Raw genomic sequence first — 17,223 nt, 5'->3', positions numbered from 1 at the left:
AAAGTTGCATCCAGCTTTGTGGCTTGCGAGGCAGATACCTTGAGCTTGCAGAAGACAGTCAGGACTTGGGTCATGCAGGTTATATTAGGCGCTATCCCTCCCCACCGTATAGACGATGGGGAATCCCGCGCGTTTTCTTGAAATAGAACTGACCGCGCGGCCACTGTCGGTGGCGGAAGCAATGCGGGAAATCCGGGATCCTGTATCGGCCATGGCCCAGAAGCTGCCGATGCTTTTGGCCGTAGAGGTGCCCAGGGGAGATTCTACTGTCTCAGAGTCGGGGGATTTCTCCTGGGAAGCGATCAACACCGCCGCTTCCCCACCCTGCCGGGCTACCGCTGGAGTGGAAGGTTCCAGCGTGGGCTGAGAGGCTTCTGCTGGGCAGGTGAAAGATGACTGCGGCGGCCTCTTGCCAGGGGAGGTTTGTGGGGCCTTGCCTGTCCTGACGGCAGGGGGTACGGGAGGAGCCTTGCCGGCGATCTTTCCCCATAAAGCCTGGAGGAGTTGCCACATGGCTAAGTTGGCTCCTGAGCGAAAGGGCAGCGAGGGATGGTGCTATCCTGCCATGCTCTGACCTGAGAATCCACCCCCTCTGCAAGCCTTGCTAGAGCAAAGTCATAACGAGTATGATTAAGGAGCTTACCTAGGGAGAGAATTCACCATGGCGCAAATTCGCGAGATTCCCTTGGCCCAAATTCGTCGCCCCTTGCCGCGGCAGACGGATCCGGAGAAGGTGCGGGCACTGATGGCTTCCATCGAAGCAATCGGGCTGCAGGAGCCGATCGAGGTTTTGGAAGTGGAGGGAGAGTACTACGGGTTCTCGGGCTGCCACCGCTACGAGGCATTTGTCCGCTTGGGTAGGGAGCGGATTCCTTGCCGGGTGCGCAAGGCAACGCCTGCCGTCTTAAGACTCCACCTAGCCTAGAAGGGATCCCTCTCTCCCAACCTATTTTTTGTCGCTCGACTCTTCCCGGGGGATGTAGCCCCGTTCGTAGGCAAAGCGCACCAGTTGGGAGCGATTTTCCAGAGAGAGCTTGCTGAGAATGTTGGTCAAGTGGGTCTGCACGGTACGCGGACTGATGAACAGCTTCTCGCCAATTTGCTTGTTGGTGAGGCCGCGGATCACTTCCCGGAACACCCGCTCTTCGGCAGGGGTGAGGGGGAGATCTGCCAAGGTGGGACGGGGGGCAGCTTCAGCTTTGGCCTGGGTCTGCTGCTGGATTAGGCGCAGAATCTCCAACTGGGTGCGGCGGGCTCGTTCGATTTGCGCCTCGATCTTGGCCACCAGCTCCAGCGGCTCGAAGGGCTTGATGATGTAGTCGTCGGCTCCCCACTCGTAGCCCTGAACGCGGTCATCCAGCTCGCTGCGAGAGGAGAGGAAGATGAAAGGAACGAGTTCGCCGCCCCGCTGTTGGCGCAGTTGGCGGCAAAACTCGAAGCCATCCATTTCCGGCATCACCACATCCGATACCACCACATCCGGCTGCTCTTGGGCAAACAGGCGCAACCCTTCTACACCCGAAGCGCCTGTACAAACCCGATAGCCGTGCTGGGTGAGGTGGCGGCTCAGCACCTTTAAGGAGAGGGGATCGTCATCTACGACCAATACGCGCTTCATGATGACCGGGGAGAGGCTGTTGAGGAATGGTTGAGGCGTAACAGAGGGATGACTTGAGGGCAGTGTTCAACCCTTGCCGCAAGATTGAAGTTTAGACAGGGATACTGGCAGTCAACTATAGATAGATCCTTGCCCCATGATAGTTTCGGAAGCGGTCTGGCTGCCGGCTCAGGCGGACTGGGCCTAAGCTCCCATCCCGGAGTAGTGTTGCAAACCCTTGCGCCACAGCCAGCGGTTGACCAGCCAAAACAGAACCAGCCAGGCCAGGCCCATGGCAAAACCGCGCGGGATATCTTGCGGGATCCCCACCCAGAGGCTGGCGGGAAAATGCACCAAGTAGGGAAAGGGCGTCCAGGCCAAGGCCTGACGCACCGCCGGCGGAAACACCTCCAGAGGGGCGATCACCCCTGAGAGAAATAGGTACACCAAAAAGTGGAATTGCTCCAAGGCCGATATTCGCTCCACCCAAAAGGCCAGCAGCGCCAGGGTGTACTGCATGAGAAAGCGCAGGGCAAACGCCAACAAAATGGCCAGGGATCCCAGCGCCACTTGTTGCCAAGACGGGATCCAAAAAGCGCGGGGGTAGAGCAGGAAAAAGAGGGCAATCAAAGCCACGGTAAAGGGGAGGCGGGCCAGGCGTTCCATCAGGTGGCTGGCCACATGGTGCCAAGCGGGATCCAGAGGCTGCAACAGAAGGGGCGAGAGTCTTCCCTCCACCACCTCCCGCTCAAAGTCCCAGATTACCCAGATGATGCTGAACTGGCGCACCAGGAACACGGCCAGGAAATAGCGGATGAACTCTAGGGAAGACAGCGAGAAATCTCCTGAACGGGCCGCCTCGCTCCAGAGCCCCATCATGATCAAGGGCAGGGATCCGGCCAAGGCCCACAGGAGCAGCTCCGCCCGGTACTCCAGCATGTAGGCGTAGTAGGCGGCAAAGAGCGCGCTCAGCTTGCGAAAAAAGGCGTTCATTGAGGTTCTGAAGGGGCAAGGGGGTACAAGGTGGGCAACAGGCTGGCCAAATTGACCACCGCCCCCACCACGACAATGGCGGGCGGCGCCGCAGGCGAGGGCTGACCGGCCAGAGACTCCAAACGGAGCAGATGAATCTCTTGCTCCGGGGTGGTGCCCCAGCGGATCAAGGCGACTGGGGTAGCGGGATCTTTTCCTCCCGCTAACAATTCGGCAGCGATGTAGCCGAGGTTGTGCATGCCCATGTAGATCACCAAGGTTTCTACGGCCTCGGCTAGGGCACGCCAATTGACCTGGGGGCGGTATTTGCCTGCCGCCTCGTGGCCAGTAACAAAAGCAACCGAGGAGCTGAGGTCGCGATGGGTGAGGGGGATCCCGGCATAGGCGCTGGCGGCCATGCCCGCTGTAATTCCCGGCACCACCTCCACCGGGATCCCGGCCTGCACCAGGGCCAGCATCTCCTCTCCCCCCCGCCCAAACATGAAGGGATCCCCGCCCTTGAGGCGCACCACCACGGCTGCCGTCTGGGCTTTCTCGATCAGCAAGGCGGTGATCTGTTCCTGAGGAAGGGTGTGGGCGCCGCAGTGTTTGCCGGCGTAGATCCGCTCTGCTGTGGGCGGGATCAAATCCAAAATGGGGGATCCCACCAGGGCATCGTAGATGACCACGTCCGCATGGGCGAGCAGGGCCTTGCCCTTCACCGTCAGCAGTCCCGGATCCCCAGGTCCTGCCCCCACCAGATACACTTTGCCCATCTCGAGTCCCAATGGTTTTCCGGAGATATCTATTCTGCTGGAACAGGACAGTTTTGACCAACCAACTCTACTTCCAGGTCAGACAGGCCGTCTGCAGGGTCTCCTGAATGGCCTGCACCAGTTGGGGATCCCGCCAGAGGGGCGGCTCCACCGTGATCTGCAACAAGGGCCATTCTCGCTGCAGCCGCTGAGCCTGTTCCTGTAAAGCGCGCAGCAGACCGCCCGGAAAGAGAAAAAACGGCAGCACCCGCAGGCGATACTGGCCGAGGCGCAGGCAATGGATTACGGCCGCTTCCAGTGTGGGGGGCTGGGCGGCAAAAGCCACATGCAAGCGGATTCCGGGCAAGCGCTGTTCCAGAGCTTGGATCCCGGCCTGGAGCTGGGCGGCAAATCCCGGCAGGCGGCTGCCATGGCCAAACAGGATCCAGCCGTGGGTCAGTTCCCCCAACCGCTGCGCCGCTGCCACCCGCGCTGCCACCAGATCAAGCAGGGCTGGATGCTGGCCAATCGGCGGTGTCAACAGCAGCTTCAGGTGCGGCCAGCGAGCTTGAACCTGCTCCAGGGCAGCCGGCAAGTCCTCCTCCACATGGGATCCCCCGCCCATAAACAGCGACAGCAGCACCACCGGCCCCTCCAGGCGGGCTGTCAGGTGTCTGTGAATCTGCTCCGCCAGGCTCAGAGGCTGACCTTCCAACTGGGCCAGCTCCACCGGTTGAGGAGCCAGCCGCTGCCGCACCCGGGCCAGCAAATCCGCCGCCGCTTGCTGGTATTCGGGATCCCGGCTGCCGTGACAAACCAAAAACACCAGCGGGGCTGAGGACATGGCAGCAGTCAGGGATCCAGACGCAACTGTTCTATTTTGCTACTTGGAAAGGTTCCGGCAACGTCTCGCACCGCATCTGCGCGTATGATTTGATAAAGTACACACCTCCTTTTCAGACTCGTCGGCCCTTTCCCAGGATTTCATGTCATTTGAGAATCGTTCTACCACCCCCGAACTGTTGATCCATGTCTTGCGGGAGGGGTTGACCGAATCCATCCATCATTGCCAAGCGGTCGTGGCCGATAGCCGCGGGCGATCCCTGGCCATGGCCGGCAAGAGCACCACCCCTGTTTTTGCCCGTTCTGCGCTCAAACCCTTCCAAGCGCTGGCCATGCTCTCCACCGGCATCCGCGAGCGCTATCGCCTCAGCGAGAAAGACATCGCCATTATGTGCGCCTCCCATCAGGGCACCACGGCCCATGCGCGGCAGGTGTTCAGCATGCTCTGGCGGGCCGATCTGTCTCCCGATTTGCTGGTCTGCCCCACCCCACCCGGCAAGCCCAGCCCCCTCTGCCACAACTGCTCCGGCAAACATGCCGGCATGCTCCTGGCCAGCCGCGCTCAGAACTGGACTCTGCAGGACTACGCCCAGCGGCAACACCCCGTCCAGGCCCTGGTGCGGGCCAAGTTGGCCGACTTGTTGCAAATGCCCTCAGAAGAGTTTTTGTTTGCTCGTGACGACTGTGGCGTGCCCACCTACCAGCTACAACTCAACCACCTGGCTTCCCTATATGCCCAACTGACCGCCGGCGAGCGGCCGGACTTGGAGGCCATCGCCCGCGCCATGACCCACCACCCCGAAATGGTGGCTGGTGAGGGATGTTTCGACACCGAATTGATGCGGGCCACCCAGGGAGAGTTGGTCAGCAAGTCCGGCGCCGAAGGGATCCAGTGCATCGGGCGCGTCGGAGAGGGGATGGGCCTGGCCATCAAGGTACAAGACGGGGCCGCGCGGGCCAAATATGCCCTGGCCCTGCACCTGCTGCAGCGCATGGGCTGGATCCAACCGGCTGCCGCCGAGATGCTGGGGGAACGCTTCCTCGCCGTCGGCCCCTACACCCGCCTGGAGGTGGAAGGGGAGCTGCGCATGCCTTGAAGAGCCGGAGGTGGGAAGGCCTTGCACCCAAACTCTTGGTGATGCTAGTTTTCTGAAGAAAAGGCCCAAAAACTAATGATTGAAGCCCTCTTCAAGACTCTTGACGACGAGCTAGGCAAGCTATTTGCCCTGACTAAGAAAGCAAAGGAGACCGCAGGGAAAGCCCAAGTCGCTTGTAAAGGAGGGCAAGTTCCAGCCCTGAGCCGCCAGCTACAAGGCTGTAGCTCTGTCCTCAGCGAGGCTCTTTCCCAGGTGGAGACGGTAAGACAAGCCCTTGAACAAACCCAGCAGGTTTTGGAGAGAACTTCTCTTGAAGAACTTGCTAGCGAGGTAGGAGAACGAGTCGGCCAGCCTTGGCTGCCTACGGAAAGCCCCCATGTCTTTGTAGCTTTCCCCGCCTTGGTGCGCTTTTCCAGGGAGGGAGTGCGCATAGATCGCAAGCTTCTACGCTCTCAACGGCCCAGTGCCATTGCAGAGAAGATTCTCCGAGCAAGAATGACCAAAGGGAAAGAAACTAATCCAGAGGTAGTTCTTGAACGCATCTGGAAAGCGGCAAAAATTGCAGCGGGTTACTTGAGAAAGTCAAGCGCAGAGCTGCCTCGTTCTCTTCAAGTACCTGCTCGCGATGTCTTCGAGGTGCTCCACCTCAACAACCCAGACTACACCGAAGTGGAGTTTACGCGGCATCTTTACCTCTTGGATCGAAATGGCACCAACCATGTGGAGGGCTACCGCTTGATCTTCTCCGCGTCTACAGGCACGCGCTCGGGTCGCTACTACCGCATTCGAGACGAAGCTGGGGTGGAGCACGCCTACTATCTTTTGGAGTTTGAGAAGCTATGAGCGAAGAGGGCCAGGGTCGGCTAGAGCCTAATTTGTGGCTGCGCTGTCTGGAAGAAGACTACTTGCGTTCTTTTATCCCTGAAGGTGGTGCCACTGTCAAGCTGGCCGTTGTTCCGAAAGATTCCTACTCTTGGGTGCGGAAAGCGCTGCTGGAAAAGCTTAACCAGTATTCCTTTCATATTTTTGATTTGACAGAGGAGTGCTTAAAGCTGCATTCAGTCGAACAGCTTTGGTTTGCCCTTGCTCAGAGAGTAGATTGGGAGACTTTTGCCAAAGATCTGCGCTTCAACATTCTCCAAAAAATTGGATACCCTCCCAGGCTAGATCTGCAGGACTGCACTTTAGAGCAGTTGGCCGAATTCTATCAGATTGAAGCCCGTGAGATCAAACTAGAGTTTCAGCGGGAAATTAAGAGAGGTATTTTTCTGGATTACTCACTAGCCCTTGACTTTCGCAAAGCCATAGTCCGACTTGTCTACGAACCCCTTCAAAGCCCAGGCACTCTGGAAGGTCTATGCTCTGCAATTCAAGAGTGGCTTAAAGGTACGCTGAGCTCTATCAGCCGGGTGCGTGAAGCGGCTATTTTTCGAAAGATTGACAGGACAAATGCTCGAGAGATTCTACTTTCTTTCTTAAGACTATTTACACGACGATCCGGCTTAGTAGCAGTCCTTGTCAGCTTGCTTCACTACTACGAGCGGACCCCCAGTGGACGCCCTAACTTTACCAGTCGACAAATCCTTGAGCTCTACGAGACTTTGCGTGAGTTTATCGATGCGGAGAGTGAACTAGAAAAAACTGTGTTAATTTTCTTAGCTCCTCCAGAGTTTATTGAATCTGAGCGTCTGTCTTATCATAGATATCGAGCTTTGCAAACTCGAATTGAGAATGAGGTTTCTTCTCTTCAAAAGCCTAATCCATGCACAGCTATGGTGCAGCTTCTATGAATGTAGCGATTGCAGCTAGGCGGGCCATTGAAGCCCTACGAAATGGCGTTCCTAACCGGTTCGCAGTTGCAGAACTTGGCTCTTGGCAGTCTCAGATTGAGGAGCGTTTTCAAGAGCTGTGCAAGGGTGCTAGTTCAGGCCCTGCAGGAATGCTGATAAAGGGGGATTTTGGGACAGGCAAGTCCCATCTTCTACTAACCCTGCAGGAGCGAGCAAGGAAGAATAATTTTGCCACCTCCCTAGTTGTCGTCTCCAAAGAGTTGCCCCTCGGTAACCCCAATCGCCTGATTCCCCGCCTCCTTGCCCAGGTCGAGCTCCCTGACATGGTTGAGCGTGGGATCCAAGGCATGGCAGCCCGGCTACAGTACTCCTCGCCTTCTTTCCAGAAGTTCCAGCTTTGGGTTAACCAGTGGCAGTTTGGGTCAGGCTGGTGGCCGGCCACCTTGGCTCTGTACCAAAGGTTAGGAGGCGATGACGAGAAGCTAGACGCCATTGTCCGCTTTTGGGCTGGTGAGCCCACTCTGAAGTCCTCAGAGGTAAGGCGAAGCCTACGGGATCACGGCTTGGCAGGTGCTTATCCCATTGGCAAGCTACCCCCTGCAGAAAGCCTACACTGGCAGCGCCTGGCCTTCTGTGCCCAGCTATGTCGGGCCATAGGGTTTGGGGGCTTGGTGGTTTTGGTGGATGAGATTGAGCTTATTGCCCAGTACAGTCTTCTTCAGCGGGTCAAGTCGTACCGCGTTCTTGGGCACTTGTTTGGTACAACAACCCTGCCTGAAGAAATAAAGAAAGCTCCGCTGGTTTTCGTAGGAGCAGTAACCCGCGATTTCGAGAGGGTCATTCTACAAGAAAAAGGAGATTGGGAGAAAGCACCTAAGATAGCTCTCCAGAAGCATATGTCTGAGGAAGTCGTAAAGGCCGGCATGGAGGCTATTAGCCAAGCTACCCCTCTCCGTTCCTGCTTAGAAGCCCGCGAGGCCATTCAATCCATGTGGCATAGGGTAGCGGATCTCTACCAGAAAGCTTATCCCGATTGGGTACGCCCATCGCCGCCACAGCTTCCTGAGCTCTACAGCACAACCACTGTGCGGTCAATTATTCGCCGCTGGATTACGGAGTGGGATGTGCGTCGGTATTACAGCCCCGATACAGAAATTGTGATTGTAGAAGATGAGGCGATCAAGTCTACCCCAACTGAGGAGCTTCCAGAGTTGGAAGAGGACGAAGAATAAGCCCAGTCAATCCCTAACTAGCTTTGAGAGGCCTCAGCGCTGGAAAGGGTTTTGGAAAGGATTCGGGCTGGAGCTTTGCCTTCTGTTGCGGTACTTGGGGTTGATGGTCAGGGTGCCAGCTCCCAGGCCTCGCTGCGCCAAAAACTCCAGGTTGCGGTGGCGCATGGTGGTGTCGTAGTCAGTTTTAACGCGATCTTCTAGAATAGCCACCTGCTGCAGCGCACTTAGCAAAATGGAAGCTGCCTGTTCGGACGTGTAGCCATTCTGGGAGGCATAGCGCACGGCAAACTCGTCGGCTGCCACCTGGGCCTTCTGGCCTTTCTCTGCTTTGCGCAAAAGAAACACCGCCGACGCCGCCAAGCCGGCTGCCAAGCCCACGCCCAGGTTATCCCCCATCTGCAACTCCACCAAAATGCCCATGCTGCCGGCCCCGATCAGCGCGGGATACAGCAACAGGGCCGACCAGTTATCCCCCAAGGCCAGCTCGGTGGCCATCACCGCTTCCCGCAAAAAGTAGATCTTTTGTTGGTCAGGGCTCAGCTTCTGCCAGCGGCTGAGGTCAATGGCGAAGCGGGTGTACTTCTGCCAGGGGAAGCGCCAGAGCGGCTGCACAACCCGAGATTGGTCAGGGGTGCCGATCTCGATCTGCACCTCGGGGCGGATCTCCACCGGGAGAAACTGGATCAGGCGATCGAACTCAGAGATAGTGTACATACTGGCACGGCAGAGTCGCGGCTGGAGATGGAGATCATCCCCATAGTAAGGGATCCTAGCTTTTTCTGCAGACTGGTTCCAAGAGAGGCTGTGGCGATGGGATGGCGAGAGCCGGGATCGCTCTGCACCAATCCTTATCATCAACCAGGGATCCCCCCGACTTTGTATCGGCTCTCTATCGGTAATTGACAAATTGGAGCGCCACCGGGTAATCCTGCTGCTTGAGCATTTGAATGACCGCCTGCAGCTCATCTTTGTCTTTGCCGGAAACCCGCACCAGATCCCCTTGAATGGAGGGCTGCACTTTTTTGAAGTTGTCGCGGATTTGTTTGGCAATCTGCTTGGCCAGCGCCGCATCGATGCCCTTTTTCAGCCGAACCACCTGGCGCACCCGGTTGCCGCCGGCACTCTCCGGAGGTTGAAAGTCGAAGATCTTTAGGGAGAGGCCCCGCTTGGCCGCCTTGGTGAGGAGGAGATCGCGAATGGAGTTGAGAGCCATCTCGCTGGCGGTGGTGATGGTCAGGGATCCCTCCTCCAGCTCGATTTCTGTCTGAGTATCCTTGAGGTCATAGCGCTGTTTGATCTCCCGCCGGGCTTGATCCACGGCATTCACCAGTTCCTGCCGGTCGAAGTCGCTGACGATATCGAATGAGTAGGTAGAGGCCATAAACTGTATCTTCGCTACCGCTCCGTATCTTAAGCCCTCAGGCCAAGCAGGGATCCCCAACCCCCAAAGAAGCTACAACAGGTAAAGGGATCCCAGTCCAGATTTGCGGAGAAGCAGGATGGCCGATGTTGTTTTAATTACAGGCGCTTCCGAAGGCATCGGCAGGGCCACGGCCTTTACCTTTGCCCGTGGCGGCTACCGCTTGGCGCTGGCTGCCCGTACCGCCGAAACCCTGAGACAAACCGCCATCGAGCTGGAGCAAAGCCTAAACGCCGAGGTCTTGGCCGTTCCCACCGATGTCACGCAGCCAGAACAGGTGCAAAACCTGGTGGAGAGAACCCTAGAACGCTATGGCCGCATCGATTGCCTGATCAACAACGCCGGCATCTGCCTGAAGGGCCCTTTTTTGCAAACCACCCTGGAACACTGGCAGGCGCTGATGGCGGTCAATTTTTGGGGCTACCTGTACACCATCCGGGCCGTGCTCCCCGATATGCTGAAGCGCAAAAAAGGTCAGATCATCAACGTGGGATCGGTCGGCGGCAAGATGCCCCTGCCCCAAATGAGCGCCTATTGTGCCAGCAAGTACGCGGTCAGTGGGCTGACGGAGGCGCTGCGGCTGGAACTGCAACCCCACGGGATCCAGGTGATCGGCGTCCATCCGGGCATTGTCAGCAGCAATTTTCTCAAGCGAGCCATTTTTTTGGATGAGGGGGGGCCGGAGTCCTCTCCCGATGGCCAATCGCAAGCCTCAGGTGGGAAAGCCCGCGAGCAAATGCAACAGGCGCTGGAGAGTTTTTGGGCCAGCCGGCCAGAAGAAGTGGCCGCAGCCATTTGGGACGCCGCTCGCCAGTCCAAGTCGGAGGTGGTGGTGGGCATGGCCCAATGGGCAGTAGGAGCCTATGCCCTTTTCCCAGAGCTGGTGGGCCCGCTGCTGCAAAGGGCCGCTGGCCGACCTTGAGATTTGGCAGGTCATCTTAGGCGATTCTGCAGCTCTGCCAATTCTGGAGTCGAGCTTCTATTCTATAGTATGGTGCTAAGGTTAGATTCGGGCAGTTGCAGCGGAAGGGATTATGGTTGATTCTGCGCCTTCTCCTCCGAGTGCTCAGCAGCACATCTTGGTCGTGGAGGATCGAGATGGCCGCCGCAGCCAGGTGCTGACCTCTGCGAAATACTTCATTGGTCGCGACCTGGCCAACGACATCTGCCTTAACTCCCAGTACGCCTCCCGCTACCACGCCATGCTGCTGCGCGTTCCTGCTGAGAAGGAGGGAGAGTACTACTACCGCATTCTCGATGGCGATCTGGAGGGTAGGCCCAGCACCAACGGCCTGCTGATCAACGGCCAGAAAATTTCTACCCACCAACTTAAGTCGGGGGATGTCATCAGCTTTGGTCCGGACGCCAAGGCCACCTACATCGTCAAGACCTCCTAGTTCGAGCTGGGTTGGCCTCCCTCTGGAAAGCGCAATTGCTGTCGAATTAGCAGCAGCAAGGCCAGCACCAGCGCCACTTCTGAGAGCAAGGTGGCCGAAGCCGCCCCTCGCCAACCCCACCTCGGGATCCAAACCGCATTCAAAAGCCCGTTGAGCCCCAGAGCCAGCAGTTGCAGGCGGCTGCGGGGCTTTTGCAACCCTGACCCGGTGAGCAGGTGAGACAGCAGCAGGTGGATCCCCTCCAGCAAGATCACCGGGCTAAGCCAGCGCAGGATGAGGGCCGTCTCTTGGTAAGCCGACCCCAGCACCCAAGGGATCCCGTAAGAGCCCAATGCCACCCCCAAGGCGGCCAAACTGCCGTAGCCCGCCACCCAAGGGGAAAGGTGCCAGGCGTAGCGGCAGCCCTGCGGCAGGCTTTTCTGTCCTTGGCGGCACAGCTCGGCAAAGTGGCTGGTGAGCAGAGCGATCATCGGCGTTTGCGAAAAGTTGATCACCCGGTAGGCAGCGCTGTAGAGCCCCCCCGCTGCTGCCGAGGCCAGGCGGGGCAAAAGCAGCTTGTCCAGGTCGGTGAAGGTTTTGGCCGCCGCCAGCCCCACGGCAAAGTCCCAGCCCGCCACCAGCCGTTCCCCCAGATCTCTCCAGGCCAGGGGGGGAGAAGGCTTGCTCCACCGTCCCATCCCCCGCGCCATCAGCAGCAGCACCGCCAGCACCATCAGCCCGTAGAGAATGGCCCATTGGGTTAGGGATCCCCAGCCCAAGGCCACCGCCAGCAGCACAGCCCCCAATCGCCCCAGCGCCATGCCGGTGTCGATGAGGGCCACGCCGGCAACTTGCTCTTGCCCAATCAGGATCCCTCGGTACACCTCAGGAATGGCGATAAACAGCAGGTCGCTGGCCAGCAGGATCCCTACCAGCAGGGGAGAAGTCTCCGCCAGCCAGAGGCTCAGGAGGGGCGCCAACAGCAGCGCCATCCCGCCGCAGCCCAGTCCGGCCAGCCACAGGCTGGGACTGATCTCCGGGGCAGCCGCGGCAGATCTCCGGTTGCTTAGGCGCTGGATCAGCAATTCCGATTGGCCCCAGTAGCCAAAGGGGGCAGCTAGGTTGCTGCAGGCCAAAATCGCGGAGAACACTCCAAAAGCTTCCGGCCCCAACAGCCGCGCCAGCAGGATGAAATAGGCCCCGGACAACCCCAGGCGCAGGCCATTGCCCACCATCAGCCAGGCAGCCTGGCGCAGCCGTTGTCGTTGCCCTGCCCTATCCACGCGGCCCTCCTGGACGAAGCTTGCCGCAGCCGGGGATACTGGAGGGAGGCCGAGACGGCCCGCCCAGACGTGTGACGTTGTGCGCTGGGTGGATGAGTTGCAACTTTTGCAGCAATTCTTCATGGCCAAACTTTACCCTGTTGGCGGCCCCGCCTCATCGGCGGGACGGGATCCGAAGACCCTGTTTTCTCTCCACTCCAGGCCCCCCGACCCGCGCCGCGTCCTTCCCCCGCCGCCCAGGAGCCCTCGCTGGCTGGGATCCCCGCCAGCCAAAGCGGTGGGCCAGGGCTACCGAGCTGTTGTCTTGCTCCTGCTGGCCAGCGTGTTGCTGTTTGGAGGGCTGGGATCCCGCCTGGCCTACCTGCAACTGGTGCGCACCCAGTATTACCGCCAGTTGGCCGATACCAACCGCATTCGTCTCTTGCCCCAGCCGCCGGAACGGGGGCGCATTGTGGATCGCAACGGCGTGTTGTTGGCGGGCAGCCAGCTCTCCCACTCGGTCTTCCTGTGGCCGCTGGTGCAATCGCGGCAGGGCTGGCAGGAGACGATCCCCAAGCTGGCCCGGTCCTTGAACATGGCTCCCGAAGAGATTGCCCAAAAACTGGAGCAGGCGGGCTATCGCTCCCCGTTTCCGGTGCGCATCCTGCGCAACGCCAGCCCCCAGGTGGTCACTCAACTGGAAGAGATGAGCCGCGAGCTGCCGGGGGTGATGGTGGAGGCAGAGACGGTGCGGTTTTATCCCCATGGCGACCTGGCCGCCCACCTGCTGGGCTATACCGGCGAGATCTCGCAGGAACAACTGCGGGCCGATCCCAGCTATCGCCTGGGGGATATCGTCGGCCTGATGGGCGTGGAGGAATTGTTCGAGAGCCATCTGCGCGGCCAATGGGGCGGGCGCCAGGTGGAGGTAGACGCCATGGGAGAAGTGCTGCGGGTGCTGGGAGAGCAAGCGCCTCGACCGGGCAACACCCTGCAGCTGACTTTGGATGTACGCCTGCAGCAGGCAGCGGAGCAGGCCCTGGGCCAGCAGAAAGGAGCAGTGGTCGCCATGGATCCCCGCGACGGCTCGATCCTGGCCATGGCCAGCTATCCCACCTTTGATCCCAACCTCTTTTCCAGCCGCATCACCCAAGCCCAGTGGGAGAGCCTGCAACAGCGGGACTTCCCCTTCCTCAACCGCGCCCTGCGGCCCTATCCCCCCGCCAGCACCTACAAAATCATCACCACCGCCGCCGGGATCGAGTCGGGAGCCTTTCCCCCGGATACGGTGCTGCAGACCGGCCCCTACATCCAGGTGGGCGGGTGGAGGTTCTGGGACTGGAACCGGGCCGGTTTCGGGCGGCTGAACTACCGCCAGGCGATGGCCTACAGCAGCGACACCTTCTTCTACCAAATTGCCCTGGGCACCAAGGCCGCCCCCCTGCAAGAATGGTCGCGCCGCTTCGGGCTGGGGCAATTGACCGGGATCGGCCTCAAAGGGGAAGCTGCTGGGCTGGTGCCCGACGCCGAGTGGAAACAGCGCCACTGGCGCGAGCCCTGGTACGTGGGCGATACGGTCAACATGTCCATCGGCCAGGGATTTATCACCGCCACGCCGCTGCAGATGGCGGTGGTAACAGCAGCGGTGGCCAACGGCGGCTGGCGGGTTCGCCCCTTGCTCTCGCAGCAGGTGATCCCGGAAAGCCCCGTGCCCCTGCGGCAGAAGGTGGGTCTTTCCCCCGCCACGCTGGAGATCCTGCAGCAGGGGTTGCGGGATGTGGTGGTCTACGGCACCGGCGGCAACGCCAACCTGGGGCCGGGCTTTCCCCCCACCGCCGGCAAAACCGGCACCGCCGAGGATCCGCCGCGGCGCTCCCACGCCTGGTTTGTCGGCTATGCCCCCTACGACCGGCCCGAATTGGTAGTCGTGGTCTTTCTGGAAAACAGTGGCGGCGGGGGTGGATCCCGGGCCGCCCCGATCTTCCGCGAGGTGATGCGGGCCTACTTCCAACGTGACTCGTGAGGCCCTGGGCGCGACTTGCCCCGGCATTCGAGGGGAGTGGATATTAGGATTATCGGTTGATCTCTCTTTGTTCCCAAAAAATTCCACTCAGCCCCCCTAAAATCCCTTCTCCAACCGGCTTCTGCCCTAACTTGGCTGTAGAATATGTCAGTGATTTGGAGCCAAACTGCCACAATCCTGCCATTCGCGCCAGCGGCGCCTTGGCGCAGTGCAGGGCAAGCCCCGCTCCTAAAAACTGAGAACACTCTGGGCCGTGGTTGCTTCGCAGCACCTCGCAAGTACGCGGCCAGAGTCTGTTTTAACCCTATTGCCTAACTCACGAGGAGATCAGGATGAACAAGGCAGAGCTTGTGGATGCCGTCGCTCATCGCGCCAACGTAACCAAAAAAGAAGCTGAAGCTGTCCTGACGGCGGCGCTGGAGATCATTGTCGAAGAGGTCGCATCCCGCGATGAAAACGGTGAACCCAAAGGAAAGGTGACCCTGGTGGGCTTCGGCTCCTTTGAGGCCCGCAAGCGCAAACAACGAGAAGGTCGCAACCCGAAGACCAACGAGAAGATGGTGATCCCAGCCAGCATTGTCCCGACTTTCACTGCAGGCAAAACTTTCCGCGATGCGGTGGCAGGTGGCCACAAGTCTTCGGGAGTTTGACGGGATCCCAGCCGTTCGCGCTCCTCAGGCGGAGTTCTCTCAGCGAACCTGGGCTTTGGGATGGACAGGCGTGCAACGGCCTCAGCATGGTGGCAATCGCGCTTGGGGGGCAGCCATTGCCGGCTGCCCTGCCGAGGCTATTTTGGATTTTTCGGCCAGCCTCAACCCCCTGGGTCCGCCGCAGTCGGTTTTGCAAGCTCTGGCTCGGGCCCTGTCGGCGTCGGATCCAGTTGCGATTAGCCGCTATCCGGATCCCGACTACCGCGAGCTGCGGGCCTGTTTGGCGCAGCGCTGGGCGGTCGATCCGGAGTGGATCTTCGTGGGCAACGGGGCGGCGGAATTGCTCACCTGGGCGGCCCGCGATGCCCAGGGACGGGAGGTTTGGCTGCCCCGGCCGGCTTTTGGGGACTATGAGCGGGCCCTGCGGGCGGCGGGTGTAACCCTCAGGGGTTTGGATCTTTTGCCCTCTCAGGGATCCCCCCCCTTGGCCTTGCTGCAGAAAGAGATCCGGGCGGACAAGACAGGCCGGGTGCTCTGGCTAAACAATCCTCACAACCCGACGGGCCGGCTTTTCCTCCGGCAAGACATCTTGCCCCTTCTGCCCCAGTTCGAGCAGGTGGTGGTGGATGAGGCTTTTATGGACTTTTTGCCAGGAGACGCCCCGCAGGAGCTGCCCCCTCTGGACGCCAGCTCAGAGGTGGGAGAGCTGCCCCGCAGCCAGACTTTGATCCCTCACCTGGAGGCCCACCCCAACACCATCGTCATCCGTTCGCTGACCAAGTTCTTTACCTTGCCCGGCTTGCGCATCGGCTTTGCTGTGGGGCATCCGGATCACTGGCGGCGCTGGCGGCAGTGGCGGGATCCCTGGAGCGTCAACGGATTGGCGGCGGTGGCGGCGGCGGCGGCTCTGGCAGATGAAGACTTTCGCCGGCGCACCCTGGCCTGGCTGCCTACGGCGCGGGAGCATTTGCTGAGAGGTCTACAGGGGCTACCCGGCTGGGATCCCTGGCCCGGCCAAGCCAACTTTGTGCTGGTGCGCTGCCCTGGCTCCGCTACGCAGATTCAAGAAAAGCTGTTGCGGCAGCACCGCATCCTGGTGCGGGATTGCCTGAGCTTTCCAGAGCTGGGGGATCGCTATCTGCGCATTGGCCTAAGAACCCTGCCGGAGCAGGAGCAGTTGCTATCGGCCTGTCGAGAGATCTTGGAAAATAGCTAGAGAGCTTCTTTCTGGCGAGAGGGATTATGGTTGAGGTGGTGACTCCCCTTTGGCGGGAGTGCGAGGCCTCTATCGTGAAGGGGGTGGCCCACCACAGCGATCTGGAACTGCTGCGAGCCTTTCAACGGCAGCCGCAGGCGGCGCGCTACTTCATCGCCCTGTTTTGCCGCTACTGCGCCTGGGTGGATGGGATCCTGGCCGAGCATCTGCCCCCGGAGCAGCGGGCTGCTTGGCGAGAGGAGGTTTGGCTGCGCCTGTATGCGCGCCTTCAGCATCTCGATGTCCGCACGCTCCAGAGCGAGGGGGGCGGGGATCCGGTGCTGGCACCCTGGCTGGCGGCGCAAATCCGCGAGCTGATCTGGCCTTTTGCGGGGCGGTCTGACGGCGCTGCTGAGGGTGAGGCTGCCCCTCCTCAAACTGCGAGCGCTGGTGCAGCGAAGCCCCCTCTTTCGCCGGCATTGGCCTGTTACCTGAGCGCGGCTCTGGACAACTTGCCGGGAGATATGCGCTTTATTCTGCTGCTACGGGATCGGTTTGGTTGGTCGCCGGAGCGCATCGCTGCCCAGCTCAAAGCTGACAGGTACTACCTCGCCCCAGAGGAGGTGGATGCCATTGTTGCCTCCGCTCGCCAGCTCCTGCTTCAGCATCTGCCGGCAGATGTGCGCGCCCTCTATCTTGCGGCCAATCCCTAGAAGAAGGCCTTCGGCTTGTGGCATGGTAGTGATGGCTTGCCTTTGTCCCTGGGGTTGGCTCTGTGGTTAAGCGGTTCTCGGGTTCAGCACCGGATCGGTTCTGCTGGCTTCCTAGCTCTTAGTCTAGCGAGGGTGAGTTGCCTATGAGTTTTTCTCCACTTCCCTCAGATGCTACTCGACCCCTACCGAGGGCCCCGCAAGCCCAGCCGACTCCTCAACTGACGCTTCAGGAAGCGCTGAGCTGCTTGCATCTGGATGAGCTCAAGGAATTGGAGCGATTTCGCCTCTGGCAACGTTT

19 protein-coding genes and 1 pseudogene are annotated in these 17,223 nt (G+C 59.9%); 13 read left to right on the top strand and 7 right to left on the bottom strand.

What is annotated here, in order from left to right; all coding sequences use genetic code 11:
- Positions 1-115 precede the first annotated feature (115 nt).
- Together NW848_RS12130 and NW848_RS12125 are read left to right on the top strand one after the other, a co-directional pair.
- On the top strand, positions 116-367 hold the full coding sequence (locus NW848_RS12130; protein WP_143597298.1) for a hypothetical protein: 252 nt from the start codon (positions 116-118) through the stop codon (positions 365-367).
- Between the two features lie 294 nt (positions 368-661).
- Entirely contained in the window at positions 662-925 is a 264-nt protein-coding gene (locus tag NW848_RS12125) for a sulfiredoxin (protein WP_011429811.1), read from the top strand.
- 21 nt (positions 926-946) lie between these two features.
- Here the strand turns inward: NW848_RS12125 and NW848_RS12120 are convergent, their stop codons facing one another.
- From NW848_RS12120 to NW848_RS12105, 4 genes are all read right to left on the bottom strand, one after another.
- On the bottom strand, positions 947-1,618 hold the full coding sequence (locus NW848_RS12120; RefSeq protein WP_011429812.1) for a response regulator transcription factor: 672 nt from the start codon (positions 1,616-1,618) through the stop codon (positions 947-949).
- Positions 1,619-1,801: 183 nt separating this feature from the next.
- Positions 1,802-2,590, bottom strand: coding sequence for an ABC transporter permease (locus NW848_RS12115; RefSeq protein WP_011429813.1), 789 nt, complete (start codon positions 2,588-2,590; stop codon positions 1,802-1,804).
- Complete coding sequence (gene cobA / locus NW848_RS12110) at positions 2,587-3,345, bottom strand: uroporphyrinogen-III C-methyltransferase (RefSeq protein ID WP_099812301.1); 759 nt, start codon at positions 3,343-3,345, stop codon at positions 2,587-2,589. The genes NW848_RS12115 and cobA overlap by 4 nt, the downstream gene beginning before the upstream one ends.
- A gap of 67 nt (positions 3,346-3,412) precedes the next feature.
- Positions 3,413-4,168, bottom strand: a complete 756-nt coding sequence (locus tag NW848_RS12105) for a sirohydrochlorin chelatase (protein ID WP_041438185.1) — start codon at positions 4,166-4,168, stop codon at positions 3,413-3,415.
- A 142-nt stretch (positions 4,169-4,310) separates the two neighbouring features.
- On the opposite strand from NW848_RS12105, the gene NW848_RS12100 reads away from it, so the two are divergent.
- The 5 genes and pseudogenes from NW848_RS12100 to NW848_RS12080 all read left to right on the top strand — a co-directional run bounded on the left by NW848_RS12100 (position 4,311) and on the right by NW848_RS12080 (position 8,286).
- Positions 4,311-5,264: an asparaginase gene (locus tag NW848_RS12100; RefSeq protein ID WP_011429816.1), complete on the top strand. Its 954-nt coding sequence runs from the start codon at positions 4,311-4,313 to the stop codon at positions 5,262-5,264.
- Positions 5,265-5,339: 75 nt separating this feature from the next.
- A complete protein-coding gene (locus NW848_RS12095) occupies positions 5,340-6,107 on the top strand; it encodes a hypothetical protein (protein ID WP_414511169.1) in 768 nt (255 codons plus the stop codon).
- Positions 6,104-7,054 (top strand): hypothetical protein, encoded by a 951-nt coding sequence (locus tag NW848_RS12090; protein ID WP_414402381.1) that lies wholly within the window; start codon positions 6,104-6,106, stop codon positions 7,052-7,054. Before NW848_RS12095 ends, NW848_RS12090 begins: the two co-directional genes overlap by 4 nt.
- Positions 7,027-7,314, top strand: a pseudogene (locus NW848_RS12085) (BREX system ATP-binding domain-containing protein); the annotation flags it as partial. The gene NW848_RS12090 and the pseudogene NW848_RS12085, both read left to right, overlap by 28 nt.
- 420 nt (positions 7,315-7,734) lie before the next feature.
- Positions 7,735-8,286, top strand: coding sequence for a hypothetical protein (locus tag NW848_RS12080; protein WP_414511170.1), 552 nt, complete (start codon positions 7,735-7,737; stop codon positions 8,284-8,286).
- Positions 8,287-8,319: 33 nt separating this feature from the next.
- On the opposite strand, the gene NW848_RS12075 is transcribed toward NW848_RS12080, so the two are convergent.
- Entirely contained in the window at positions 8,320-9,000 is a 681-nt protein-coding gene (locus tag NW848_RS12075) for a DUF3318 domain-containing protein (RefSeq protein ID WP_414402382.1), read from the bottom strand.
- Positions 9,001-9,175: 175 nt separating this feature from the next.
- Positions 9,176-9,667 (bottom strand): YajQ family cyclic di-GMP-binding protein, encoded by a 492-nt coding sequence (locus NW848_RS12070; protein WP_099884135.1) that lies wholly within the window; start codon positions 9,665-9,667, stop codon positions 9,176-9,178.
- Between the two features lie 118 nt (positions 9,668-9,785).
- Between NW848_RS12070 and NW848_RS12065 the strand changes: the two genes are divergently transcribed.
- Positions 9,786-10,628, top strand: coding sequence for an SDR family oxidoreductase (locus tag NW848_RS12065; RefSeq protein WP_011429821.1), 843 nt, complete (start codon positions 9,786-9,788; stop codon positions 10,626-10,628).
- Positions 10,629-10,740: 112 nt separating this feature from the next.
- Positions 10,741-11,103: an FHA domain-containing protein gene (locus NW848_RS12060; RefSeq protein ID WP_011429822.1), complete on the top strand. Its 363-nt coding sequence runs from the start codon at positions 10,741-10,743 to the stop codon at positions 11,101-11,103.
- Here the strand turns inward: NW848_RS12060 and NW848_RS12055 are convergent.
- Positions 11,100-12,365 carry a lipopolysaccharide biosynthesis protein gene (locus NW848_RS12055; protein WP_240530488.1) on the bottom strand — a complete coding sequence of 422 codons (1,266 nt, stop codon included), beginning with the start codon at positions 12,363-12,365 and terminating at the stop codon, positions 11,100-11,102. The genes NW848_RS12060 and NW848_RS12055 overlap by 4 nt on opposite strands.
- 121 nt (positions 12,366-12,486) lie before the next feature.
- On the opposite strand from NW848_RS12055, the gene mrdA reads away from it, so the two are divergent.
- From mrdA to NW848_RS12035, 4 genes are all read left to right on the top strand, one after another.
- The gene (mrdA, locus tag NW848_RS12050) at positions 12,487-14,367 is read left to right on the top strand and encodes a penicillin-binding protein 2 (RefSeq protein ID WP_414401344.1); all 1,881 of its coding nucleotides are present in this window, start codon (positions 12,487-12,489) and stop codon (positions 14,365-14,367) included.
- A 332-nt stretch (positions 14,368-14,699) separates the two neighbouring features.
- Positions 14,700-15,017: an HU family DNA-binding protein gene (locus NW848_RS12045; protein WP_011429825.1), complete on the top strand. Its 318-nt coding sequence runs from the start codon at positions 14,700-14,702 to the stop codon at positions 15,015-15,017.
- Positions 14,992-16,233 (top strand): threonine-phosphate decarboxylase, encoded by a 1,242-nt coding sequence (locus NW848_RS12040; RefSeq protein WP_346426044.1) that lies wholly within the window; start codon positions 14,992-14,994, stop codon positions 16,231-16,233. Before NW848_RS12045 ends, NW848_RS12040 begins: the two co-directional genes overlap by 26 nt.
- Positions 16,234-16,259: 26 nt before the next feature.
- Entirely contained in the window at positions 16,260-16,925 is a 666-nt protein-coding gene (locus NW848_RS12035; RefSeq protein WP_011429827.1) for a hypothetical protein, read from the top strand.
- Positions 16,926-17,223 lie beyond the last annotated feature (298 nt).

It is taken from the genome of Synechococcus sp. RC10A2, assembly GCF_047502605.1.
Note: the sequence above shows the minus strand (reverse complement) of the source record. Positions and strands in the feature narration are given on the sequence as shown.

Bases quoted from the DNA above. Each gene is read 5' to 3' on its own strand.
- NW848_RS12130 (WP_143597298.1), top strand. From the start codon at position 116: ATGGGGAATCCCGCGCGTTTTCTTGAAATAGAACTGACCGCGCGGCCA.
- NW848_RS12125 (WP_011429811.1), top strand. From the start codon at position 662: ATGGCGCAAATTCGCGAGATTCCCTTGGCCCAAATTCGTCGCCCCTTG.
- NW848_RS12120 (WP_011429812.1), bottom strand. From the start codon at position 1,618: ATGAAGCGCGTATTGGTCGTAGATGACGATCCCCTCTCCTTAAAGGTG.
- NW848_RS12115 (WP_011429813.1), bottom strand. From the start codon at position 2,590: ATGAACGCCTTTTTTCGCAAGCTGAGCGCGCTCTTTGCCGCCTACTAC.
- cobA (WP_099812301.1), bottom strand. From the start codon at position 3,345: ATGGGCAAAGTGTATCTGGTGGGGGCAGGACCTGGGGATCCGGGACTG.
- NW848_RS12105 (WP_041438185.1), bottom strand. From the start codon at position 4,168: ATGTCCTCAGCCCCGCTGGTGTTTTTGGTTTGTCACGGCAGCCGGGAT.
- NW848_RS12100 (WP_011429816.1), top strand. From the start codon at position 4,311: ATGTCATTTGAGAATCGTTCTACCACCCCCGAACTGTTGATCCATGTC.
- NW848_RS12095 (WP_414511169.1), top strand. From the start codon at position 5,340: ATGATTGAAGCCCTCTTCAAGACTCTTGACGACGAGCTAGGCAAGCTA.
- NW848_RS12090 (WP_414402381.1), top strand. From the start codon at position 6,104: ATGAGCGAAGAGGGCCAGGGTCGGCTAGAGCCTAATTTGTGGCTGCGC.
- NW848_RS12075 (WP_414402382.1), bottom strand. From the start codon at position 9,000: ATGTACACTATCTCTGAGTTCGATCGCCTGATCCAGTTTCTCCCGGTG.
- NW848_RS12070 (WP_099884135.1), bottom strand. From the start codon at position 9,667: ATGGCCTCTACCTACTCATTCGATATCGTCAGCGACTTCGACCGGCAG.
- NW848_RS12065 (WP_011429821.1), top strand. From the start codon at position 9,786: ATGGCCGATGTTGTTTTAATTACAGGCGCTTCCGAAGGCATCGGCAGG.
- NW848_RS12060 (WP_011429822.1), top strand. From the start codon at position 10,741: ATGGTTGATTCTGCGCCTTCTCCTCCGAGTGCTCAGCAGCACATCTTG.
- mrdA (WP_414401344.1), top strand. From the start codon at position 12,487: ATGGCCAAACTTTACCCTGTTGGCGGCCCCGCCTCATCGGCGGGACGG.
- NW848_RS12045 (WP_011429825.1), top strand. From the start codon at position 14,700: ATGAACAAGGCAGAGCTTGTGGATGCCGTCGCTCATCGCGCCAACGTA.
- NW848_RS12035 (WP_011429827.1), top strand. From the start codon at position 16,260: ATGGTTGAGGTGGTGACTCCCCTTTGGCGGGAGTGCGAGGCCTCTATC.